This window comes from Algiphilus aromaticivorans DG1253 (assembly GCF_000733765.1).
Lineage (GTDB): Bacteria > Pseudomonadota > Gammaproteobacteria > Nevskiales > Nevskiaceae > Algiphilus > Algiphilus aromaticivorans.
Genome location: NZ_JPOG01000001.1, coordinates 1,925,530 through 1,942,862 on the forward strand (window position 1 = coordinate 1,925,530; position 17,333 = coordinate 1,942,862).

The 17,333-nt window shown below is 68.3% G+C and carries 17 protein-coding genes and 1 riboswitch; of the genes, 5 read left to right on the plus strand and 12 right to left on the minus strand.

Annotated features, from left to right (window positions below; genetic code table 11):
* Positions 1–6: 6 nt before the first annotated feature.
* The 5 genes from U743_RS08900 to U743_RS08920 are packed head-to-tail and all read right to left on the minus strand — an operon-like array spanning position 7 to position 5,232.
* On the minus strand, positions 7–813 hold the full coding sequence (locus U743_RS08900; RefSeq protein ID WP_043767407.1) for a cobalamin-binding protein: 807 nt from the start codon (positions 811–813) through the stop codon (positions 7–9).
* A complete protein-coding gene (gene bluB / locus U743_RS08905) occupies positions 810–1,457 on the minus strand; it encodes a 5,6-dimethylbenzimidazole synthase (protein WP_043767409.1) in 648 nt (215 codons plus the stop codon). Before bluB ends, U743_RS08900 begins: the two co-directional genes overlap by 4 nt.
* On the minus strand, positions 1,454–2,746 hold the full coding sequence (locus U743_RS08910) for a cobyrinate a,c-diamide synthase (protein WP_043767411.1): 1,293 nt from the start codon (positions 2,744–2,746) through the stop codon (positions 1,454–1,456). Before U743_RS08910 ends, bluB begins: the two co-directional genes overlap by 4 nt.
* Positions 2,743–3,360, minus strand: a complete 618-nt coding sequence (cobO, locus tag U743_RS08915; protein WP_043767413.1) for a cob(I)yrinic acid a,c-diamide adenosyltransferase — start codon at positions 3,358–3,360, stop codon at positions 2,743–2,745. Before cobO ends, U743_RS08910 begins: the two co-directional genes overlap by 4 nt.
* Before the next feature lie 9 nt (positions 3,361–3,369).
* Complete coding sequence (locus U743_RS08920; protein ID WP_052367786.1) at positions 3,370–5,232, minus strand: TonB-dependent receptor domain-containing protein; 1,863 nt, start codon at positions 5,230–5,232, stop codon at positions 3,370–3,372.
* Between the two features lie 129 nt (positions 5,233–5,361).
* Positions 5,362–5,598, minus strand: a riboswitch (cobalamin riboswitch).
* A 125-nt stretch (positions 5,599–5,723) separates the two neighbouring features.
* On the opposite strand from U743_RS08920, the gene U743_RS08925 reads away from it, so the two are divergent.
* Genes U743_RS08925 through U743_RS08935 form a run of 3 tightly spaced genes read left to right on the plus strand, consistent with a single transcriptional unit; the run spans position 5,724 to position 8,445 of the window.
* Complete coding sequence (locus U743_RS08925; protein ID WP_043767415.1) at positions 5,724–6,647, plus strand: cobalamin-binding protein; 924 nt, start codon at positions 5,724–5,726, stop codon at positions 6,645–6,647.
* Complete coding sequence (locus tag U743_RS08930) at positions 6,644–7,618, plus strand: FecCD family ABC transporter permease (RefSeq protein ID WP_084191451.1); 975 nt, start codon at positions 6,644–6,646, stop codon at positions 7,616–7,618. The genes U743_RS08925 and U743_RS08930 overlap by 4 nt, the downstream gene beginning before the upstream one ends.
* 11 nt (positions 7,619–7,629) lie before the next feature.
* On the plus strand, positions 7,630–8,445 hold the full coding sequence (locus U743_RS08935) for an ABC transporter ATP-binding protein (RefSeq protein ID WP_052368414.1): 816 nt from the start codon (positions 7,630–7,632) through the stop codon (positions 8,443–8,445).
* Here U743_RS08935 and U743_RS08940 read toward each other — a convergent pair.
* From U743_RS08940 to U743_RS08970, 7 genes are all read right to left on the minus strand, one after another.
* Positions 8,418–9,068, minus strand: coding sequence for a 2'-5' RNA ligase family protein (locus tag U743_RS08940; RefSeq protein WP_052367788.1), 651 nt, complete (start codon positions 9,066–9,068; stop codon positions 8,418–8,420). The genes U743_RS08935 and U743_RS08940 overlap by 28 nt on opposite strands.
* A gap of 62 nt (positions 9,069–9,130) precedes the next feature.
* Positions 9,131–10,405: a serine--tRNA ligase gene (gene serS / locus U743_RS08945; protein ID WP_043767417.1), complete on the minus strand. Its 1,275-nt coding sequence runs from the start codon at positions 10,403–10,405 to the stop codon at positions 9,131–9,133.
* A 34-nt stretch (positions 10,406–10,439) separates the two neighbouring features.
* The gene (locus U743_RS08950; RefSeq protein ID WP_052367791.1) at positions 10,440–10,823 is read right to left on the minus strand and encodes a fluoride efflux transporter FluC; all 384 of its coding nucleotides are present in this window, start codon (positions 10,821–10,823) and stop codon (positions 10,440–10,442) included.
* 29 nt (positions 10,824–10,852) lie between these two features.
* Entirely contained in the window at positions 10,853–11,227 is a 375-nt protein-coding gene (locus U743_RS08955; RefSeq protein ID WP_052367792.1) for a fluoride efflux transporter FluC, read from the minus strand.
* Positions 11,224–12,507, minus strand: a complete 1,284-nt coding sequence (locus tag U743_RS08960) for a replication-associated recombination protein A (protein ID WP_043767419.1) — start codon at positions 12,505–12,507, stop codon at positions 11,224–11,226. Before U743_RS08960 ends, U743_RS08955 begins: the two co-directional genes overlap by 4 nt.
* Positions 12,508–12,516: 9 nt before the next feature.
* Positions 12,517–13,152, minus strand: a complete 636-nt coding sequence (gene lolA / locus U743_RS08965; protein WP_156966387.1) for an outer membrane lipoprotein chaperone LolA — start codon at positions 13,150–13,152, stop codon at positions 12,517–12,519.
* Positions 13,153–13,247: 95 nt separating this feature from the next.
* Positions 13,248–15,608: an FtsK/SpoIIIE family DNA translocase gene (locus U743_RS08970; protein WP_043767421.1), complete on the minus strand. Its 2,361-nt coding sequence runs from the start codon at positions 15,606–15,608 to the stop codon at positions 13,248–13,250.
* A 163-nt stretch (positions 15,609–15,771) separates the two neighbouring features.
* Between U743_RS08970 and U743_RS08975 the strand changes: the two genes are divergently transcribed.
* Together U743_RS08975 and U743_RS08980 are read left to right on the plus strand one after the other, a co-directional pair.
* The gene (locus U743_RS08975; RefSeq protein ID WP_052367795.1) at positions 15,772–16,140 is read left to right on the plus strand and encodes a hypothetical protein; all 369 of its coding nucleotides are present in this window, start codon (positions 15,772–15,774) and stop codon (positions 16,138–16,140) included.
* Between the two features lie 32 nt (positions 16,141–16,172).
* Complete coding sequence (locus tag U743_RS08980; RefSeq protein ID WP_084191452.1) at positions 16,173–17,330, plus strand: GNAT family N-acetyltransferase; 1,158 nt, start codon at positions 16,173–16,175, stop codon at positions 17,328–17,330.
* Positions 17,331–17,333: the final 3 nt, after the last annotated feature.

The window sequence follows — 17,333 nt, forward strand, 5'->3', positions numbered from 1 at the left end:
CATGGCTCAACTTCCCCGCAGCGCCGCCTGCCAGCGCTGCACAACATCGTGCAGCGCGTCGAGGCCATCGGTGAGCGCCGCCGGGCCGGGCTGCAGGATCAACGGCGACTTGATTTCTTCGACGAAACCGTCGCGCACGGCCGGCAGGGCCGCCCAGCCGTCGCGCGCACGCACGCCCTCGGCGTCGAAGCGCTTGCCGCACCAGGAGCCGATGATGATCTCGGGCTGACGGTCGATGACCTCGTGTGCATCGCCGATGATGCGATGCCGCCCCAGCGGCTCGACGGCCATGTCGGCGAAGAGATCTTCGCCGCCGGCGATGCCGATCAGTTCCGACACCCAGCCGATGCCGGTGATCAGCGGGTCGTTCCATTCCTCGAAGTAGACCCGCGGACGACGCTCGAAGCCGGCTCCGGCGGTGCGCACGGCCTCGACGTGCACCGACAGCTCCGCGCACAGCGCCTCGGCGCGTTCGAGTGCGCCCGCCAGCGCACCGACGGTGCGCATCATGCGAAAGATGCCGGCCACCGTGCGGTGGTTGAAGACGTGGACATCGATACCCTTTCGGATGAGCTCAGCGGCGATATCGGCCTGCAGGTCGGAGAAGCCGAGCACCAGATCCGGCTCCAGTTCGAGGATCCGGTCGATCTTGGCGCTGGTGAAGGCCGAGACCTTGGGCTTTTCCTTGCGCGCGCGCTCGGGCCGCACCGTGAAGCCGGAGATGCCGACGATGCGGTCCTCCTCGCCGAGTCGGTAGAGCGTCTCGGTGGTCTCTTCGGTCAGGCAGACGATGCGCTCCGGATACGGGCTCACGACGCCGCAGCCTCCCAACTGTTCTCGAAGACGAGCGCGTCCAGATCGCGCCGCTCGTCCCAGCCTTCCGCCTCCAGCATCGGCCGCTCGTAGAAGGCCGGCACATGGCCAACACAGAGAATCGCGATCGGCTGGGCATCGGCCGGCATGCCCATCATGCCGGCCAGGGTCGCCGGCTCGAAGAGCGAGACCCAGCCAAGGCCGATCCCTTCGGCCCGGGCGGCCAACCAGAGATTCTGGATGGCGCAAGCCGCCGAGCAGAGATCCATCTCCGGCATGGTGCGGCGCCCGAGCACGTAGCGCTCGCGCTGGTCGCAGAGCGCGACCACCAGCAGCTCGCCGCAGTCGCGAATGCCTTCGAGCTTGAGGCGCTGCACTTCCCGCGCCCGCTCGCCGCAGGCGTCGGCGGTGCGCTCCTGCTCTTCGGCGACGTGTGCGTGAATGCGCCCGCGCAGCGCCGCATCGGTAACACGGATGAAGCGCCAGGGCTGCATATAGCCGACGCTCGGGCCGGCATGCGCTGCCTCGAGCAGGCGCCGCAGCACTCCGGGATCGACCGGATCAGGCGTGAAATTCCGCATGTCGCGGCGCGCGCCGATGACCCGGTAGATCGCTTCGCGCGCCGAAGAATCGAAATCGCTCACGGCAGGAAGAGCCCGGCGGCGGCCTCGGGATTCGACGGGAAGTAGAAGTGCAGGAAGCTTGCCGTCAGCCGCTTGCGCCGATAGACGGCTTCGCTGGTCGGGCTGTCGTTGGGGCAGCGCGCCATGACCAGCGGCGTCATGCCGGTGTCCATGCGGGCGTGGTGGTAGGTGTGTGCGCGAAGCAACCCTTCCGGCAACTCGGCCTCCTGCGGACCGAGGCCGGCAAAGCGCGCTTGCAGGCGCGCGCTGCCTTCCAGCAAGCCCCACATCGGCGCGGCATTGCCCTCCTTGTCTGCCAGCGCCCCCAGCAGCGCCAGCATGCCGCCGCACTCGGCCAGCATCGGCTTGCCGGCGTCGACGTGCGCAACCAGGTCGGCGCGTAGCGCGTCGTTGGTCGACAGCGCCTGCAGATGCAGCTCCGGATAGCCGCCGGGCAGCCAAACCGCATCGCACTCCGGCAGCGGCTCGCCGGCAACCGGCGAGAAATAGCGCAGCTCCGCGCCCATGGCTTCCAGCAGACCCAGATTGGCCGGATAGAGGAAGGCGAAGGCCGCGTCGCGCGCGACAGCGATGCGTCGGCCGGCGAGCAGCGGCTCGGGCGGGCTTGCGGCATCCGGGGCCGAGAAGCGCACCGGCTCCGGCAAGGCGTCTGCGCACCACTGCAGCGAGCCGGCGGCCGCGTCGAGCCGGGCGTCGAGATCGGCGAGTTCGTCGGCCATGAAGAGGCCCAGATGCCGGCTCGGCAATGCCGCATCGCGCGCGTGCGGCAGCCAGCCCAGCAGCGGCAGATCCGGCGGCAGGAACGCGGAAAGCATGCCGGCGTGGCGTTCGCTGCCCACCTGGTTGGCGAAGGCGCCGACCACGCGCAGCTCCGGCCGCAGATCGCGCATGCCCAGCGCCACCGCACCGAAGGTCTGCGCCATGGCTGCCGCATTGATCGAGGCCAGCACGGGGATACCCATCCGCGAAGCCAGGTCCGCGCTGGAGGGCTTGCCGTCGAAGAGGCCCATGACGCCCTCGACCAGAATCAGGTCGGCCTCGCCGGCCGCGTCATGGAGCCGCTGCCGGCAGGCCTGCTCGCCGACCAGCCAGAGGTCGAGGGTATCCACTGGCGCGCCGCTGGCGCGCTCCAGGATCATCGGGTCAAGGAAATCCGGCCCGGCCTTGAAGACGCGCACGCGACGACCGCGGCTGGCGTGCCAGCGCGCGATGGCCGCGGTCACCGTGGTCTTGCCCTGCCCGGAGGCCGGCGCGCCGATCAGCAGCGCCGGGCACTGGCGCTCGCTCACAGCTCGACTCCCTGCTGCGCCTTGATGCCACTGCGGAAGGCGTGCTTGACGTCGCGCATCTCGGTAACGGTATCGGCGATGGCGATCAGCTCCTCGCGTGCGCCCCGACCAGTGACGACGACGTGCTGCATCGGCGGGCGCTGCTCAAGCGCGGTGACGACCTCATCGATCTCCAGATAGCGGTGCTTGAGCGCGATATTCAGCTCGTCGAGCACCACCAGTGCGATGTCGGCGTCGCGCAGCATCTCCAGCGCGACTTCCCAGGCGGCGCGTGCCGCCTGGATGTCGCGCTCGCGGTCCTGCGTCTCCCAGGTGTAACCCTCGCCCATGACGTGGTAGCGCACTTCCTCGAAGCGCCGGAAGAAGGCCTCTTCGCCGGTGGAGAACTTGCCCTTGATGAACTGGACCACCCCCACCTGCATGCCGTGACCGAGGGCGCGCGCCACCATGCCGAAGGCCGAGGAGGATTTGCCCTTGCCGTTGCCGCTGTGCACGAGCAGCACGCCCCGCTCGTCCTGGGCCTTGGCGATGCGCCCGTCGACCACTTCCTTGCGGCGCTGCATGCGCTCGCGGTGGCGGGCGTTGCGAGCTTCCTCGTCATCCTTCTGGCTCATGGCCTCTCCCTAGAGCGCGTAGCGCAGTGTCACGTAGAAGGCGCGCCCTGGTTGGCGATAAGTGGGCACGGTCTCGTAGTCGGTATCCAGCAGATTGGCGACGCGGCCCTGCACCTGCCAGGCCGCGGACAGCTGATAGCCCAGCCGCGCATCGACCAGCACGTAGCCGGGCAGCCGGTTGCTGTTGGCCGCGTCTTCGTAGCGCCGGCCCTCGGCGTAGATGCCCAGACCCGCATCGAGCGGCCCGAAACTGCGGTCCGCGTCAAGCTGCAGGATCTGATCCGGGCGTCGGCGCAGGCGGTTGCCGGCGTTGGCGCCGTCGCCGCGATTCTCCGGCTCCTGGTAGGTGTAGGCCGCCGACAGCTGCCAGTCCGCGACATCGACCTCGGCGCTGAGCTCGGCGCCGCGGATGCGCGCCTCGGCAACATTCAGCGGCAGGAAATTGTCGTCCGGGCCCTGAACGGTGTCGATCAGATCGTCGATGCGCGTCTCGAAGGCGGCCAGTCGCAGCGACCAGCTCGCCACCGCCCACTCGGCACCGATCTCGGTGCTTTGGGATTCCTCGGGCTGGACGTCCGGATTGCCGAAGCCCGGAAAGAAGAGCTCATTGAAGCTGGGGGCACGGAATGCCGTGCCGTAGCTGGCCCGAAGCCGCAGGCGATCGACCGGCTGCCAACCCAGGGCAACATTGCCAGTTTCATGGCTGCCGAAGGCTTCGTAATCGTCGCTGCGCCCGGCCAGACGATAGTCCAGCGCCCCCAACTCGCCCAGCAGCTGGGCGAAGACGCCCGTGATCTCGCGCCGGGTCTCGTCGTACTGGGTGGTGGAATCGACGCGCTCGTCGAGATGATCGACACCCACGCTCAGCCGCTGCTCGGCGACATCCGTATCGGCCTGCAGGCTGAAATCATTGCGGCTGGTGTCGAAGCGCGTCCGGAAATCGCCGTTGCGGAAGTTGCGCGAACGATCCTCCGAGCGCCCGGCGTCGAGGGTCAGCGCCACAGCCTCAACAGGACGCACCCGCCAGGAAGCGCCAACGACCTGCTGCACCGTTTCCGTCTCATTGACGCTGTCGAACTCGGGATTGCCGTCGAACTCGCTCTCACCGTCGGCGTGCAACCCGTTGATGCGCAGCTCACCGAAGGCACCAAGATCGAGGCCGCCCCGACCGGAAACCGACAGATTGCGGTAACCGTCATCGTCTGGCTCGAAGAGCGTCCGTGAATCGATGCCACCGGTATCGAAGACATCCGCGTTCAGGCTGAACCAGCCGTGCTCGCCGGCGTCCGACACGCCCGCAGCGGCCTCGTAGGTATCGAAGCTGCCGCCGCCGAGCTCGAAATAGCTGCGCCGACCCTCGTCCGGGCCGCCCCGCGTGAATATCTGGATGACGCCACCGATGGCGTCCGATCCGTAGAGGCCTGACTGCGGCCCGCGCACGACCTCGATGCGCTCGATCTGCTGCACCGGCAGGTTCTGGAAGGCCGCCTGACCTGCCGTTGCCGAGCCGACCTCGACGCCGTCGACCAGCACCAGCAGATGATCGGCATTGGTGCCGCGCATGAAGACCGATGTGTTCTTGCCCGGTCCGCCGTTGTTCGTGATGCTGAGGCCCGGCAGGCCGCGCAGCGCCTCCTGCACACTCTTGACCTGCCGGCGCTCGAGGTCGGCGCGGGTGATAACCGAGGTGGCCGCCAGGCCGTCGGCGACCCGCTGGCTCTCGCCGCGGATCGCCGTGATCACATGTGGCTCGAGCTCGGTCACGGCCAGCTGAAGCGGTTCCTCGGCGGCCTGCGTGCCGGTCGCGGCGATTGCCGCGCAGAGGGTCGCGCCACCGATGCACCAACGATGGATTACTGAATTGAAAAGCATGAAATCTCCCTGGCGTGCCGCCCGCACGCTCGTCGTGTTCGCATCAAGCGACACGCGTCGGGCTCAGGACAGGCGCAGCGACGATCAATCAAATAATCGTCCGCCCGCCCGCAGCCAGCCCGCCGCTGTGCCGCGCCAGTGTCCGGGGCCGGTATCCGGGCTCACGAGGGGAGGCTTTCGCCTCAGGATCCGGACACCTTCCCATGCCGGTGCGGCACAGTGGCTCATTCGCCCGGACCCGCTCGCTTACCGTTGCGGGGGCAGCGCCGGCCTTGCGCGGACGTGGATCACGTCACAGCGCGCACCGGCTTCCCGTTCAACCCTCGCCGCGATCACGACGAAGGCACCTCGAACGCGGCGAAGCCTAAGCGGCCTGTCCAGCCGGCGTCAAATCGCGGCGATGCCGGTGCAGCCCGACGAAGTTGCTATGGTGAAAAAGAATCAGCCGCTCTGCCGAGCATTCGGACCGATGAGCACATAACGGATATTCGATGCAAATTCGAAGCATTTTGGCGCCACTTACCGCTTTTACGGCGATTATTTCCGCACCGCCCTGTCTCGCGGACGGCGCCGCGGACCGGGTCGGCGTGCTCGACGACGAGGGACGCGAAGTCGTTCTCACGGCCCCCGCCCAGCGCGTTGTCAGCCTGGCGCCGCATCTGACCGAGAACCTCTTTTCCGTCGGCGCCGGCGAGCAGGTCGTGGGCACGACCAGCTTCAGCGATCATCCCGAAGCCGCGGCCGAGATTCCGCGCGTGGGCAGCTACAAGCGCGCCGATATGGAGCGCATTGTCGCGATGCAGCCGGATCTCGTCGTCGCCTGGGCCAGCGGCAACGATCGCGCCCAGATCGAGCGCATGATCGAATTGGGGCTTACCGTCTACATCTCCGAGCCGCGCGACTTCGAGGGCATCGCCACGACGCTGGAGCGATTGGGCCAGCTCACCGGTCACCCTGACACTGGCGAGGAGGCAGCCACCGAGCTTCGCGAGGGAAGCCGCGCACTGGCCGAGCGCTATCGTGACGCCGCTCCGGTGACGGTTTTCTATCAAGTCTGGGAACGGCCGCTGATGACAATCAATGACGAACATCTCATCAACGAGGCGATCAGTATCTGCGGTGGTGATAACGTCTTCGGCGATCTTGAACGTCTGGTGCCGCGCATCGACCGCGAATCGGTCCTGAAGGCCGACCCGGAGGCCATCGCCGCCGGCGGCATGGGCGAGGACCGGCAGGACTGGCTCGAGGCCTGGCGCGAGTGGCCGGAGCTGCAGGCCGTGCGCGAGGAAAACCTCTTCTTCATCCCGCCGTCGCTGTTGCAGCGCCACACGCCGCGCGTCCTGCAGGGCACCCGTCAGCTCTGTGAAGACCTCGACAGCGTGCGTCGGCAACGCCGGGCCGACGCGTCCCGGTGAGCCATCCGTTGCGCACCCTGCTCCTGCTGCTGCCGGTTGCACTGGCAGCCTGCGCCGTGGCCGTTGCGCTGGGCAGCGTCACCGTGCCGCCGGCTGCCATCTGGGCCGTGATGAGTGGTGAAGGCGAACCGCTGCAGCGCACCCTGCTGCTCGACCTGCGGCTGCCACGGGCGCTGTCGGCCTTTGCCGTGGGGGGGCTGCTGGCGGTGGCCGGGGCGCTGATGCAGGTGCTGCTGCGCAACCCGCTGGCCGATCCCTATGTGCTCGGCCTGTCCGGCGGCGCCGCCACCGGGGCGCTGCTGGCCATGCTCGCCGGGCTGGGCACGGCGCTGGTCTCGGGCGCGGCCTTCGCCGGCGCGCTGGCCTCCACCGTCATCGTCTTCGGCACCGCCCACGGCACCGGCAGCTGGACGCCGACGCGGCTGCTGCTCACCGGCTTCGTCGTCGCCGCCGGCTGGGGCGCGCTGATCAGCTTCCTGCTCGCCGTCAGCCCGGCGCAGCAGCTGCCCGGCATGCTCTTCTGGTTGATGGGCGACATGGCCAATGCGCGCAGTCCCATCGCGCCGCTGGCGATACTGGTGCTGGTCGTCGCCGCCGCCGTGCCCTTCGGGCGCAGCCTGAACATCCTTGCGCGCGGCCCGCAGCAGGCGGCTGCATTGGGACTGGCGGTGCGACGCATGGAGTGGGGCGTCTACCTGGTGGCGGCGCTGATCACCGCCACGGCCGTGACGGTCGCCGGCAGTGTCGGCTTCGTCGGGCTGATCATCCCGCACATGCTGCGGCTGGTCATCGGCTTCGATCAGCGCATCATCCTGCCGGCCTCGGCGCTGGCCGGCGGCACCCTGCTCGTCCTGGCCGACACGCTGGCGCGCACGATCATCGCGCCCGAGCAGCTGCCGGTGGGCGTCATCACGGCCATGCTCGGCGTGCCGATCTTCCTCTGGCTGCTGCATCGGAGCACCAGCTCGTGACCGCGTCGCTGATGCAGCTGGAGGACCTGGTCGTGGACGTGCCCGAGCGCCCCGACGGTGACGCGCTGCGCTGCGCCTTCGCGCCGGGTCAGAGCTGGGCGATTCTCGGCCCCAACGGGGCCGGTAAGACGACGCTGCTGATGACGCTGGCCGGGCTGCGCCCAGCACGCGGCGGGCGCGTGCTGCTCGGCAATCGCCCCATCACGGCCCTGCCCCGCCGCGACATCGCGCGCCGGCTCGGCGTGCTCTTCCAGCATCATCACGACGGCTTCCCGGCAACGGTGCTGGAAACCGCGCTGATGGGCCGCCATCCGCATCTGCGCGCCTGGGAGATGGAGGGTCCGGACGACTACGCCGCGGCCGAATCAGCGCTAGCCCGCACGGACATGAAGGAGCTGGGCGGACGCTCCGTGCAGACGCTTTCCGGCGGCGAGCGCCAGCGCCTGGCCTTCGCCACGCTCATCACCCAGGATCCCACCCTCTGGCTGCTCGACGAGCCGACAAATCATCTGGACCTGCACCATCAGATCGCCATGCTGGAACTGGTCGGCGGGGAAGTCGCGCGCGGTCGCTGCGCGGTCATGGCCACGCACGACATCAATCTGGCTGCGCGCTACTGCAGCCATGTACTGCTGCTCTACCCGGATGGCGCGGCCTGCTGGGGGCCGGTGGCGACGATGCTCTCGGTCCCGGCGCTGGAGCGACTCTACAGCCAGCCACTGGCCACCGGCACCGTCGACGGCCTGCCCGTGTTCCTGCCGCGTCAGGGAGCGGCGTCGCCGGCATCCGCCTCAGGGCATCACGTAAGCCGCCAACGCAGCCAATAGCGCAGCGGCGTATCGGGCCGCCGCGGGTCATAGCTGGCCAGCGTCAGCGCCGCTACAGGAAGGTGTGCCTCGGCGTCGAGATCGGCAGCGGCCTCTGCGATGCGTGCCAGCGGGAAGCGCTCGCGATAGAAACCCAGCGTGACGTGCGGCACAAAGCGTTGCGAGGATGCTTCGGGTATCGCGGCGGCGAGCAACTCGTACAGCCTTTGCAAACGGCCATCCGCGTCGTCGACGCGCAGATAGGCGCAACCGTTGAAGCTGCCAATGCCGCCCACGCGCAGGGAGAACACCGAAGGTTCGGCATCGACCAGCGCATCGCACTGCCTGCGACGCTGCGCCGCATCGAAGTCGTCAGCGCGGCGCGCGTCTCGTACCGGAAAGCCGCAGGCGCACAGCGTGATGTGCGGCTGGCGCAGCGGCGCCGGACCCAGCCAGGGCGCCAGCCGCCTCCTCGCCGAAGCGGCCAGCGCGCGCACCGCGGCGGTATCGGCCTCGATGAGCCAGACTGCGTAACGGCGGCGCCCGCCGTGCCAGAGCGCGCGCGATGCCGGCGATGGCGGCGGCAGCGTGCAACCGCTGGCGATGGCGCTGCCGACCCACCTGGCCGGAATATCGACCGTCATCGCGCCGCGATGTACCGAAGGCGCATCCGCGTCACTTCGTGCGATCCGGGCCTGCCTCCCGCTCAGCCGCCGATGCGCGCACGACCGCCCATGTAGGGCTGCAGCACCTCGGGCACGAGGACGCTGCCGTCGGCCTGTTGATAGTTCTCGAGAATCGCCACCAGAGCGCGGCCGATAGCCAGCGCCGAGCCGTTGAGGGTGTGCAGTAGCTCGGGCTTGCGCGTCTCCGGGTTGCGCCAGCGCGCCTGCATACGCCGGGCCTGGAAGTCGCCACAGTTCGAGCAGGAGGATATTTCGCGGTAGGTGTCCTGCGAGGGCAGCCAGACCTCGATGTCGTAGGTCTTGCGCGCGGCAAAGCCCATGTCGCCGGTGCACAGCACGATGACGCGATAGGGCAGATTGAGGCGCTGCAACACCGCTTCCGCATGTCCGGTAAGCATCTCCAGCGCCGCGTCGGAATCCTCCGGCTTGACGGCGTGCACCAGCTCGACCTTCTCGAACTGGTGCTGGCGGATCATGCCGCGCGTGTCACGCCCGGCCGCGCCCGCTTCGGCGCGGAAGCAGGGCGTGTGCGCCACCCAGCGCCGCGGCAGCGATTCGGCCTCGACAATCTCGTCGCGCAGCAGATTCGTCACCGGCACCTCGGCGGTCGGAATCAGGTACCAGGGCGCCTCGCCCTCCAGCCGGAACAGATCCTCGCCGAACTTCGGCAGATTGCCGGTACCGCGCAACGAGTCCTCGTTGACGATGAAGGGCACTGCCACTTCCTCGTAGCCGTGCTCGCTGCTGTGCAGATCCATCATGAAGGCCACCAGCGCCCGGTGCAGTCGCGCGACATCGCCGTGCATGACGTTGAAACGGCTGCCGGTGAGCTTGGCAGCCTGCGCGAAGTCCAGGCCGCCCAAGCCCTCGCCGACCGCGACGTGATCCTGCGCGCCCTCGGCCGCTCTAGGCTCGCCCCAGCGGCGCAGCTCGACGTTGTCGGCTTCGTCGGCACCGTCCGGCACGTCCTCTGCCGGCGGATTCGGCAGCCCCATGGCCAGCTGCTCGATCTCGGCCTGCACGGCCTCCAGCTCGTCGCCTTTGGCTTCCATCTGCTGCTTCATGCCCTCGACCTCGGCCAGCAGCGGCGCGATGTCCTGACCGGCCGCCTTCGCCTGGCCGATGCTCTTGGAACGCGTGTTGCGCTGTTGCTGCAGCTGCTCGGACTCGGTCTGCAGCGCCTTGCGGCGTTCCTCCAGCTCGCGGAAAGCGGCCACATCCAGCGTGAAACCGCGGCGAGCGAGCTGCGCGGCTATGGTGTCGGTCTGCGTGCGCAGCAGCTTGGGGTCGATCATGGCGGGGTATCGGCGGAACCAGAAGGCCGCGATTCTACCGGTGCGCGCGCGCAGACTCCGCACGGCGCCCGGCGATCCACCACCCCAGCGCCGCGCCACCGATCCAGGCTGCGCTCGCGCCGGCGAGCGCAGCGAGCAACAAGAGCACACCGCTCGGGGTCGCGGCCTCGATGCGATGCGCCAACTGCAGCCATTCCCAGCTGAAGCTGGACAGGCTCGTGAAGCCGCCACAGAAGCCCGGCAGCCAAAAGGCCTGCAGCCGGGGGCGCGGAGCCGTCAGCAGGTAACGCGCGGCGTAGCCCATGAGCGCGGCACCTACGACATTGACAAGCAGCGTGCCCAGCCACACGGCGGGCGTGAGCATGGATACGGCGAGCCGCAGGCTCGCCCCCAGCGCGCTGCCGGCGGCGACGGCCATGGCCAGCTCCGTCCTGCGTACCGGCCGGCTCACGGGGTAAAGACCAGCAGGAATCCGGCCATGGCCGCCAGCGGGCAGAGCAGCATGGTAGCCGCGACGTAGATCGCCGCCGACCTGAGCTGATGATCGAAGAGCACGACCGTGTGCAGCGCGAAGGCCGAGACCGTCGTGAAGCTGCCCAGTCCGGCCCCTGCAACCAGCAGCCAGGCGTCGCCGTAGAGCGGGATCTGCCAGCGCGCGAATCCGCCGGCGAGCGCGCCGATGGCGGCGCTGCCGGTGAGGTTCACGAGCCAAGTGCCGACCGGGAGGCCTTGCGGCGTGTCGAGCCGCCCGGCGATGAACCAGCGCAGCAATCCACCCGCGGCGGCGGCCAGCGGCACCGCAAGCATCACAAGCGCATTCATCCGCCCTTTCCGCTGCCGCGCAGCTTCTCCAGATGCTGCTTCAGACGCGCCTCGATTCCGCGCTCGGTGGGCTCGTAGAAGCGCGCGCCCATCAGGGCGTCCGGCAGGAACTGCTGACCGGCGGCGTGCGCGTCGTCCTCGTCGTGGTCGTAGCGATAACCTTTGCCGTAGCCGAGACCCTTCATGAGCTTGGTGGGGGCGTTGCGAATGTGCAGCGGCACCTCGGCGCTGCCGTGCGCATCGACGGCTGCCATAGCCCGCTTGTAGGCGGCGTAGGCGGCATTGCTCTTGGGGGCGGCAGCCAGCCAGAGCACGACCTGCCCCAGCGCTAGCTCCCCCTCCGGCGAGCCGATACGCTCGTAGGCCTGCCAGGCGGCGATCGCCATCTCCAGCGCGCGGGGGTCGGCCAGGCCGATATCCTCGTAGGCCATGCGCGCAATGCGCCGCGCCAGGTAGTTCGGGTCGGCGCCGCCGTCGATCATGCGGCAGAACCAGTACAGCGCAGCGTCCGGATCGGAACCACGCACGGCCTTGTGCAACGCCGATATCTGGTCGTAGAAGGCGTCGCCCTGCTTGTCGAAGCGCCGCATGCCACGGCCGAAGACCTGCGCCAGTCCGCACTCGTCCGCCTTGCCGCCGGCGGCCAGATAGTCGGCGGCGGTCTCCAGCATCACCAGGGCGCGGCGGGCGTCGCCGTCGGCCAGCTCGACGATTCGGCTGCGCCACTCGTCAGGAAAATCCGGCGCGCTAACGCCGCGTTCGACATCGCTCAGCGCACGCTCGAGCATGGCCTCGATGGCGGCATCGTCGAGCGGCTGCAGCACGAAAACGCGGGTGCGCGACAACAGCGCGCCGTTGAGCTCGAAGGAAGGGTTCTCGGTGGTCGCCCCCACCAAGGTCACCGTGCCGTCCTCGACATAGGGCAGCAACGCATCCTGCTGCGCCTTGTTGAAGCGGTGGATCTCGTCGATGAAAAGCACCGTGGGCACGCCGGCCTCGCGCTGCTTCTGCGCGGTCGCCACCGCCTCGCGGATGTCCTTGACGCCGGCCATGACGGCCGACAGCTGGCGGAAATCGGCTTCGACGTGCGCGGCCAGCAGGCGCGCCAGCGTGGTCTTACCGGTGCCGGGTGGCCCCCAGAAGATCATCGAAGGCACGCGGCCGGCGTCGATGGCCGTACGCAGCGGTGCGCCAGAGGCCAAGAGATGCTGCTGGCCGAGCACCTGATCGAGGCTGCCCGGCCGCATGCGGGCGGCCAGCGGCTGGCTGCGATCCACCATCAGTCGTGGCTATTCAAGGCGAACCACTTCGGTGCCCTCCGGCGGCTCGAAACGCAGCTTCTGCGCATCGATCGCCTCGTTGAGGACAATGTTGCTGAACCGAACCTCGGTGCGGCCGCCGATGCGATCGTCGAAGATCAGCGCCACCGGCACGCCCTCGCGCAGATGGAGAGTCACCGCTGAGAAGTCGCTCGTGTCCTCGCGCGGCAGCAGACGCACCACAGCATTGGCTTCGCCAACCGGGGCCGCATCGGCGGCACGGACCTCGAAGCGCTCCTCGATGCCCGTGCCTTCCGCCAGCAGCTCCGCGGGTGTACCCGAGAGCGCTTCGCGCGCCGGGCGCCGCGTGGCCTGGGCCAGATCCGGGTCGTAGTTCCACAGGGTGTCGCCGTCGGCGACGACGAGCTGGGAGAAGGGTTCGGTCACTTCCCAGCGGAAGCGGCCCGGCCTTTGCAGCCAGAGATGGCCGCGGCTGGACTGCAGGACTTCGTCCCGATCGTCGCGCTCGATCTGCTCGAAATCGGCCGACAGCGTCTCGACGCGGTCGACGAAGCGCGCCAGCGCCTCTTCCGGCGGTGTAGCGCTGGCTGGTTGCGCCACGAGGAGAAGCGCGCTGGCGGCAATGAGAGAAAGAAGTTTGCGCATGATCCGGATCACAGGGGGTAGGAAGCGCCAGCCTCGGCCGCGTGCGGTGAATGCATCGTGAATCCTGCCACGCACCGCACCCGGCTGCGCGCTGGCTACTGCTGGTTCTGCACGAGTATCTCGCGGTTGCCGCCCGGCCCGCTGGGGCCGACAACGCCGGAGGCCTCCATCTGCTCAACAATGCGCGCGGCACGGTTGTAGCCGATCTTGAGGCGGCGCTGTACCCAGGAGGTTGAGGCCTTGCCGGATTCCAGCACGATCTGTACCGCCTGATCGTAGAGCGGATCCTGCTCCGCGTCGCCCTCGCTCTCGGCACCCGGCATTTCGACATCGCCGGCGCAGACGGCCTCGATGTACTCGGGCTCGGCGACCTGCTTGAGGTACTCGGCGACCTTGTGCACCTCGTGATCGTCGACGAAGGCGCCGTGTACGCGGTCGATGCGGCTGGAGCCCACCGGGCGGAAGAGACCATCGCCATAGCCGAGCAGGGTCTCGGCGCCCATCTCGTCGAGGATGGTGCGCGAATCGACACGCGAGGCGACCTGGAAGGCGAGCCGGGTCGGGATATTGGCCTTGATGAGACCGGTGATGACGTCCACCGATGGGCGCTGCGTGGCAACGATGAGGTGGATGCCCGCTGCGCGCGCTTTCTGCGCGATGCGTGCGATCAGCTCCTCCACCTTCTTGCCGACCACCATCATCATGTCGGCCAGCTCGTCGATGACGACGACGATGTGCGGGATCTCCTTGTCCAGCGTCGGCTTCGGCGGCGCATCCGGGTCCTCCTCGCCGTCGGCGAAGAGCGGCGCCGACTGCAGCGGATCCTCCAGCGGCTCGCCCCGGTCGACGGCCTCCCGGATCTTCTTGTTCAGGCCCGCGAGGTTGCGCACACCGACCCGGGTCATGAGCTGGTAGCGCCGCTCCATCTCGCCGACGCACCAGCGCAGCGCATTGGCGGCATCCTTCATGTCGGTCACCACCGGCGTCAGCAGGTGCGGGATGCCCTCGTAGACCGACAGCTCCAGCATCTTCGGGTCGATGAAGATGAAGCGCAGCTGCTCGTGCGTCGCCTTGTAGAGCATCGACAAGATCATGGTGTTGATCGCCACCGACTTACCGGAGCCGGTGGTACCCGCGACCATGAGATGCGGCATCTTGCCCAGATCCACCACCATCGGGCGGCCGGCAATGTCCTTGCCCAGGGCCATCGTGAGTGGCGACGAGAGATTGCGGTATTCGTTGGAGTTCAGGATCTCGGAAAGCGAGACCACATCGCGATGCTGATTGGGAATCTCCAGGCCCACGACCGACTTGCCCGAGATCACCTCGATGACGCGCACCGAGGAGACCGACAGGGCGCGCGCCAGATCGCGCGAGAGGTTCGTGATCTGCGAACCCTTGACGCCCGGCGCCGGCTGCACCTCGAAACGCGTCACCACCGGCCCGGGCTGCGCCTCGACGACCTCGGCCGTGACATTGAAATCCTTGAGATGCCGCTCCAGGTCGCGCGAGATGCGTTCGACATCCTCGCTGGTATATCCCTGCTTGGAGGGCTTGGGCGGATCGAGCAGCGCCAGCGGCGGCAGCGGGTCGCCGGTGAAGGCCGGCACTTCGGCCTTGGCGTCGATGCCCAGCGACAGCTGCTCCTCCTGCTGGCCCGGCGCGCGCTTGTCCTGTTTTGCCTTGCGCTTGGCGCGGCGCGACTTCGGTGCGGGCGCTTCGGTGTCGACCTGGGGCGCCGCGCGCTCGGTTGCCGGCGCCGACGGCCTGGCCGCAGCAGGCGGTGCCTCGGGGCGCTCACGACGACGCGCCAGCAACGCGCCCAGTGCGCCCAGACCTGCCAACACACGGGTACCCACGGCCTCGAAAAGGCTGAGCCACGAGAACAGCCCCGCCATGGGCAGCGCCGCGGCGAGTACGATCAGCAGCAACAGGGTCGCGCCCACCGCGTTGAGCGATCCCTGCAGCACCACTGCCAGCTCGCTGCCCAGGATGCCCCCGGCGCCTTGCGGCACCAGATCCGGATTCGCGGCGATGTGCATGGCGCAGAGCGCGGCGCCCGCTGCCAGCGCAAAGATAGCCGCGAGCACGCGCAGCCAACCGTTCGGGCGGAATATGGGCGCCGCGGCTTCCGCCACTTCGGGCTGCCCCACGCGGCGCCAGGAGCGCAGCAGCAGCAGCAGATTGCCCACCGCCGCAATCAGCGCCACGTAGCCGAAGAGCGAGAGCAGCACATCCGCCACCCAGGCACCCACCGGACCGAAGAGATTGCGCACACCGTCGCCCGCCCCCGTGGACGACCAGCCGGGGTCGTCGGGGTGAAAGCTGAACAGCGCCAGCAACAGCGAAAGTGCGATGCCGAAGAGCACGAGCAGCGCCGCCTCGCGCGACAGGCGCTCGAGCCGCTGACTGCGTGCCATGGAACTGGCCTGACTGCTCTGCTGATTCTGTGGCACGGGCCTTGCTTGCTTACGATGAGCGGTGGATGGTATCGGTCAGACGCGCGCCGATCTTTGAACTGTCAGGATGGCAACGCGTCCAATGAGTATATCGGCAGGCTAAGGTCTGTCGGTCAGGCTCTTGAAGTCGGGCACTGTGGCTCCCATTAGAGAGGACGTCATGATTGAAAACATCACCAGCGGAAACACCGGCATGAACAGTGAAGTCAAGCACTTCGTTCTTACTCCGGAAGGCAATGTGCGCGAATTCAGCGCGGACGTCGCCGCCAGTGTCGCTTCCGGCCAATCCAGCCTGCCCGAATACGCAGCCACACGCCTGCGTTACCTGCAGATCGCGCTCGATCAATCCGCCGAGAACGAGATCCGCGTGCATGCCGGCGTGGCATGCCTGCAATTCGACGAGAAGGGCACCTTCTCGGGCGCCGAGGCCCCTTCGGACGAGAACGAGCAGGTCGACCCATTCGAATATGACGCCTGCATCCAGTGGGCGCTGCGCGAAACGGGTTCGACGGAGCTTGTCTACCACTAGGCAGACACTCACAAAGCACGCACGCTGATCGCGTGCACAGTCAGAGCATCCACCGCATCCGCGATGTCGCGGCCGGCGAATGGGACGCCCTCTTCAATGAGGGCTATCCCTTCGCCCGGCACGCCTTTCTGCGCGCGTTGGAGGACAGCGGCAGCGTCGCCGCGGAGCGCGGCTGGGAACCGGCACATCAGCTTTTGCGCGACGACAGCGGCGAGCTGGTGGCCGCAGCCCCCTACTACCGCAAGCATCACTCCTACGGCGAGTTCGTCTTCGACTTCGAATGGGCGCAAGCCGCGGCCAGTATCGGGCAGAACTATTACCCGAAGGGCCTGTGCGCAATCCCCTTCACGCCCGCAGCCGGCCCGCGCATCGGCGCGCGCGACGCGACATCCCGCGCCGCCATGGCGGAGCAGCTGCGCGCCTTCGGTGTCGACGAGGCGCTGTCCTCGGTACACCTGCTCTTCGCCGACAGCACCGACGCCGACGCACTGTCGCAGGCCGGCTTTCTGGAGCGCCGCGACCTGCAGTTCCGCTTCGTCAACCGCGGCTTCGCAGACTTCGAGGCCTATCTGTCCGCACTGAGCAGCGCGCGGCGCAAGAAGATCCGGCGCGAGCGCCGCCGCGTCCAGGAAGAAGCCGGCATCGCCTTCGAGACCGTGCCGGGCGACACCCTCGACGAAGCCGACTGGCAGCGCATCTACGCGCTCTATGCCAACACCTACCACGAGCGCGGGCAGCAGCCCTATCTGACACGCGAGTTCTGGCTCGACTACGGCATGGCGCCGGGAACACCGGTACGGGTGGTGCTCGCGCGCGAGGCCGGCGCCATCGTCGCCTGCGCGCTCTGCCTGCAAGGCAGCGACACCCTTTACGGCCGGCATTGGGGCAGCATCAGCAGCGCGCACAGCCTGCATTTCGAAACCTGCTACTACCAGGGCATCGACCATGTGCTGCGCGAGGGCCTGGACTATTTCGATGCCGGCACGCAGGGCGGCCACAAGCTGCTGCGCGGCTTCGATCCGGTCATCACGCGCAGCCTGCATTGGCTCGCCGAGCCCCGCCTGCACGCGGCCGTGGCCAACTTTCTGGAGCGCGAGCGTGCCGCCGTGACCGAAGGCCGCGAAACACTCAGCGCCCATTCCGCCTATCGCCGCGATCAGGCCACGGCAGACCACCGCATCGCGCGCTAGAGT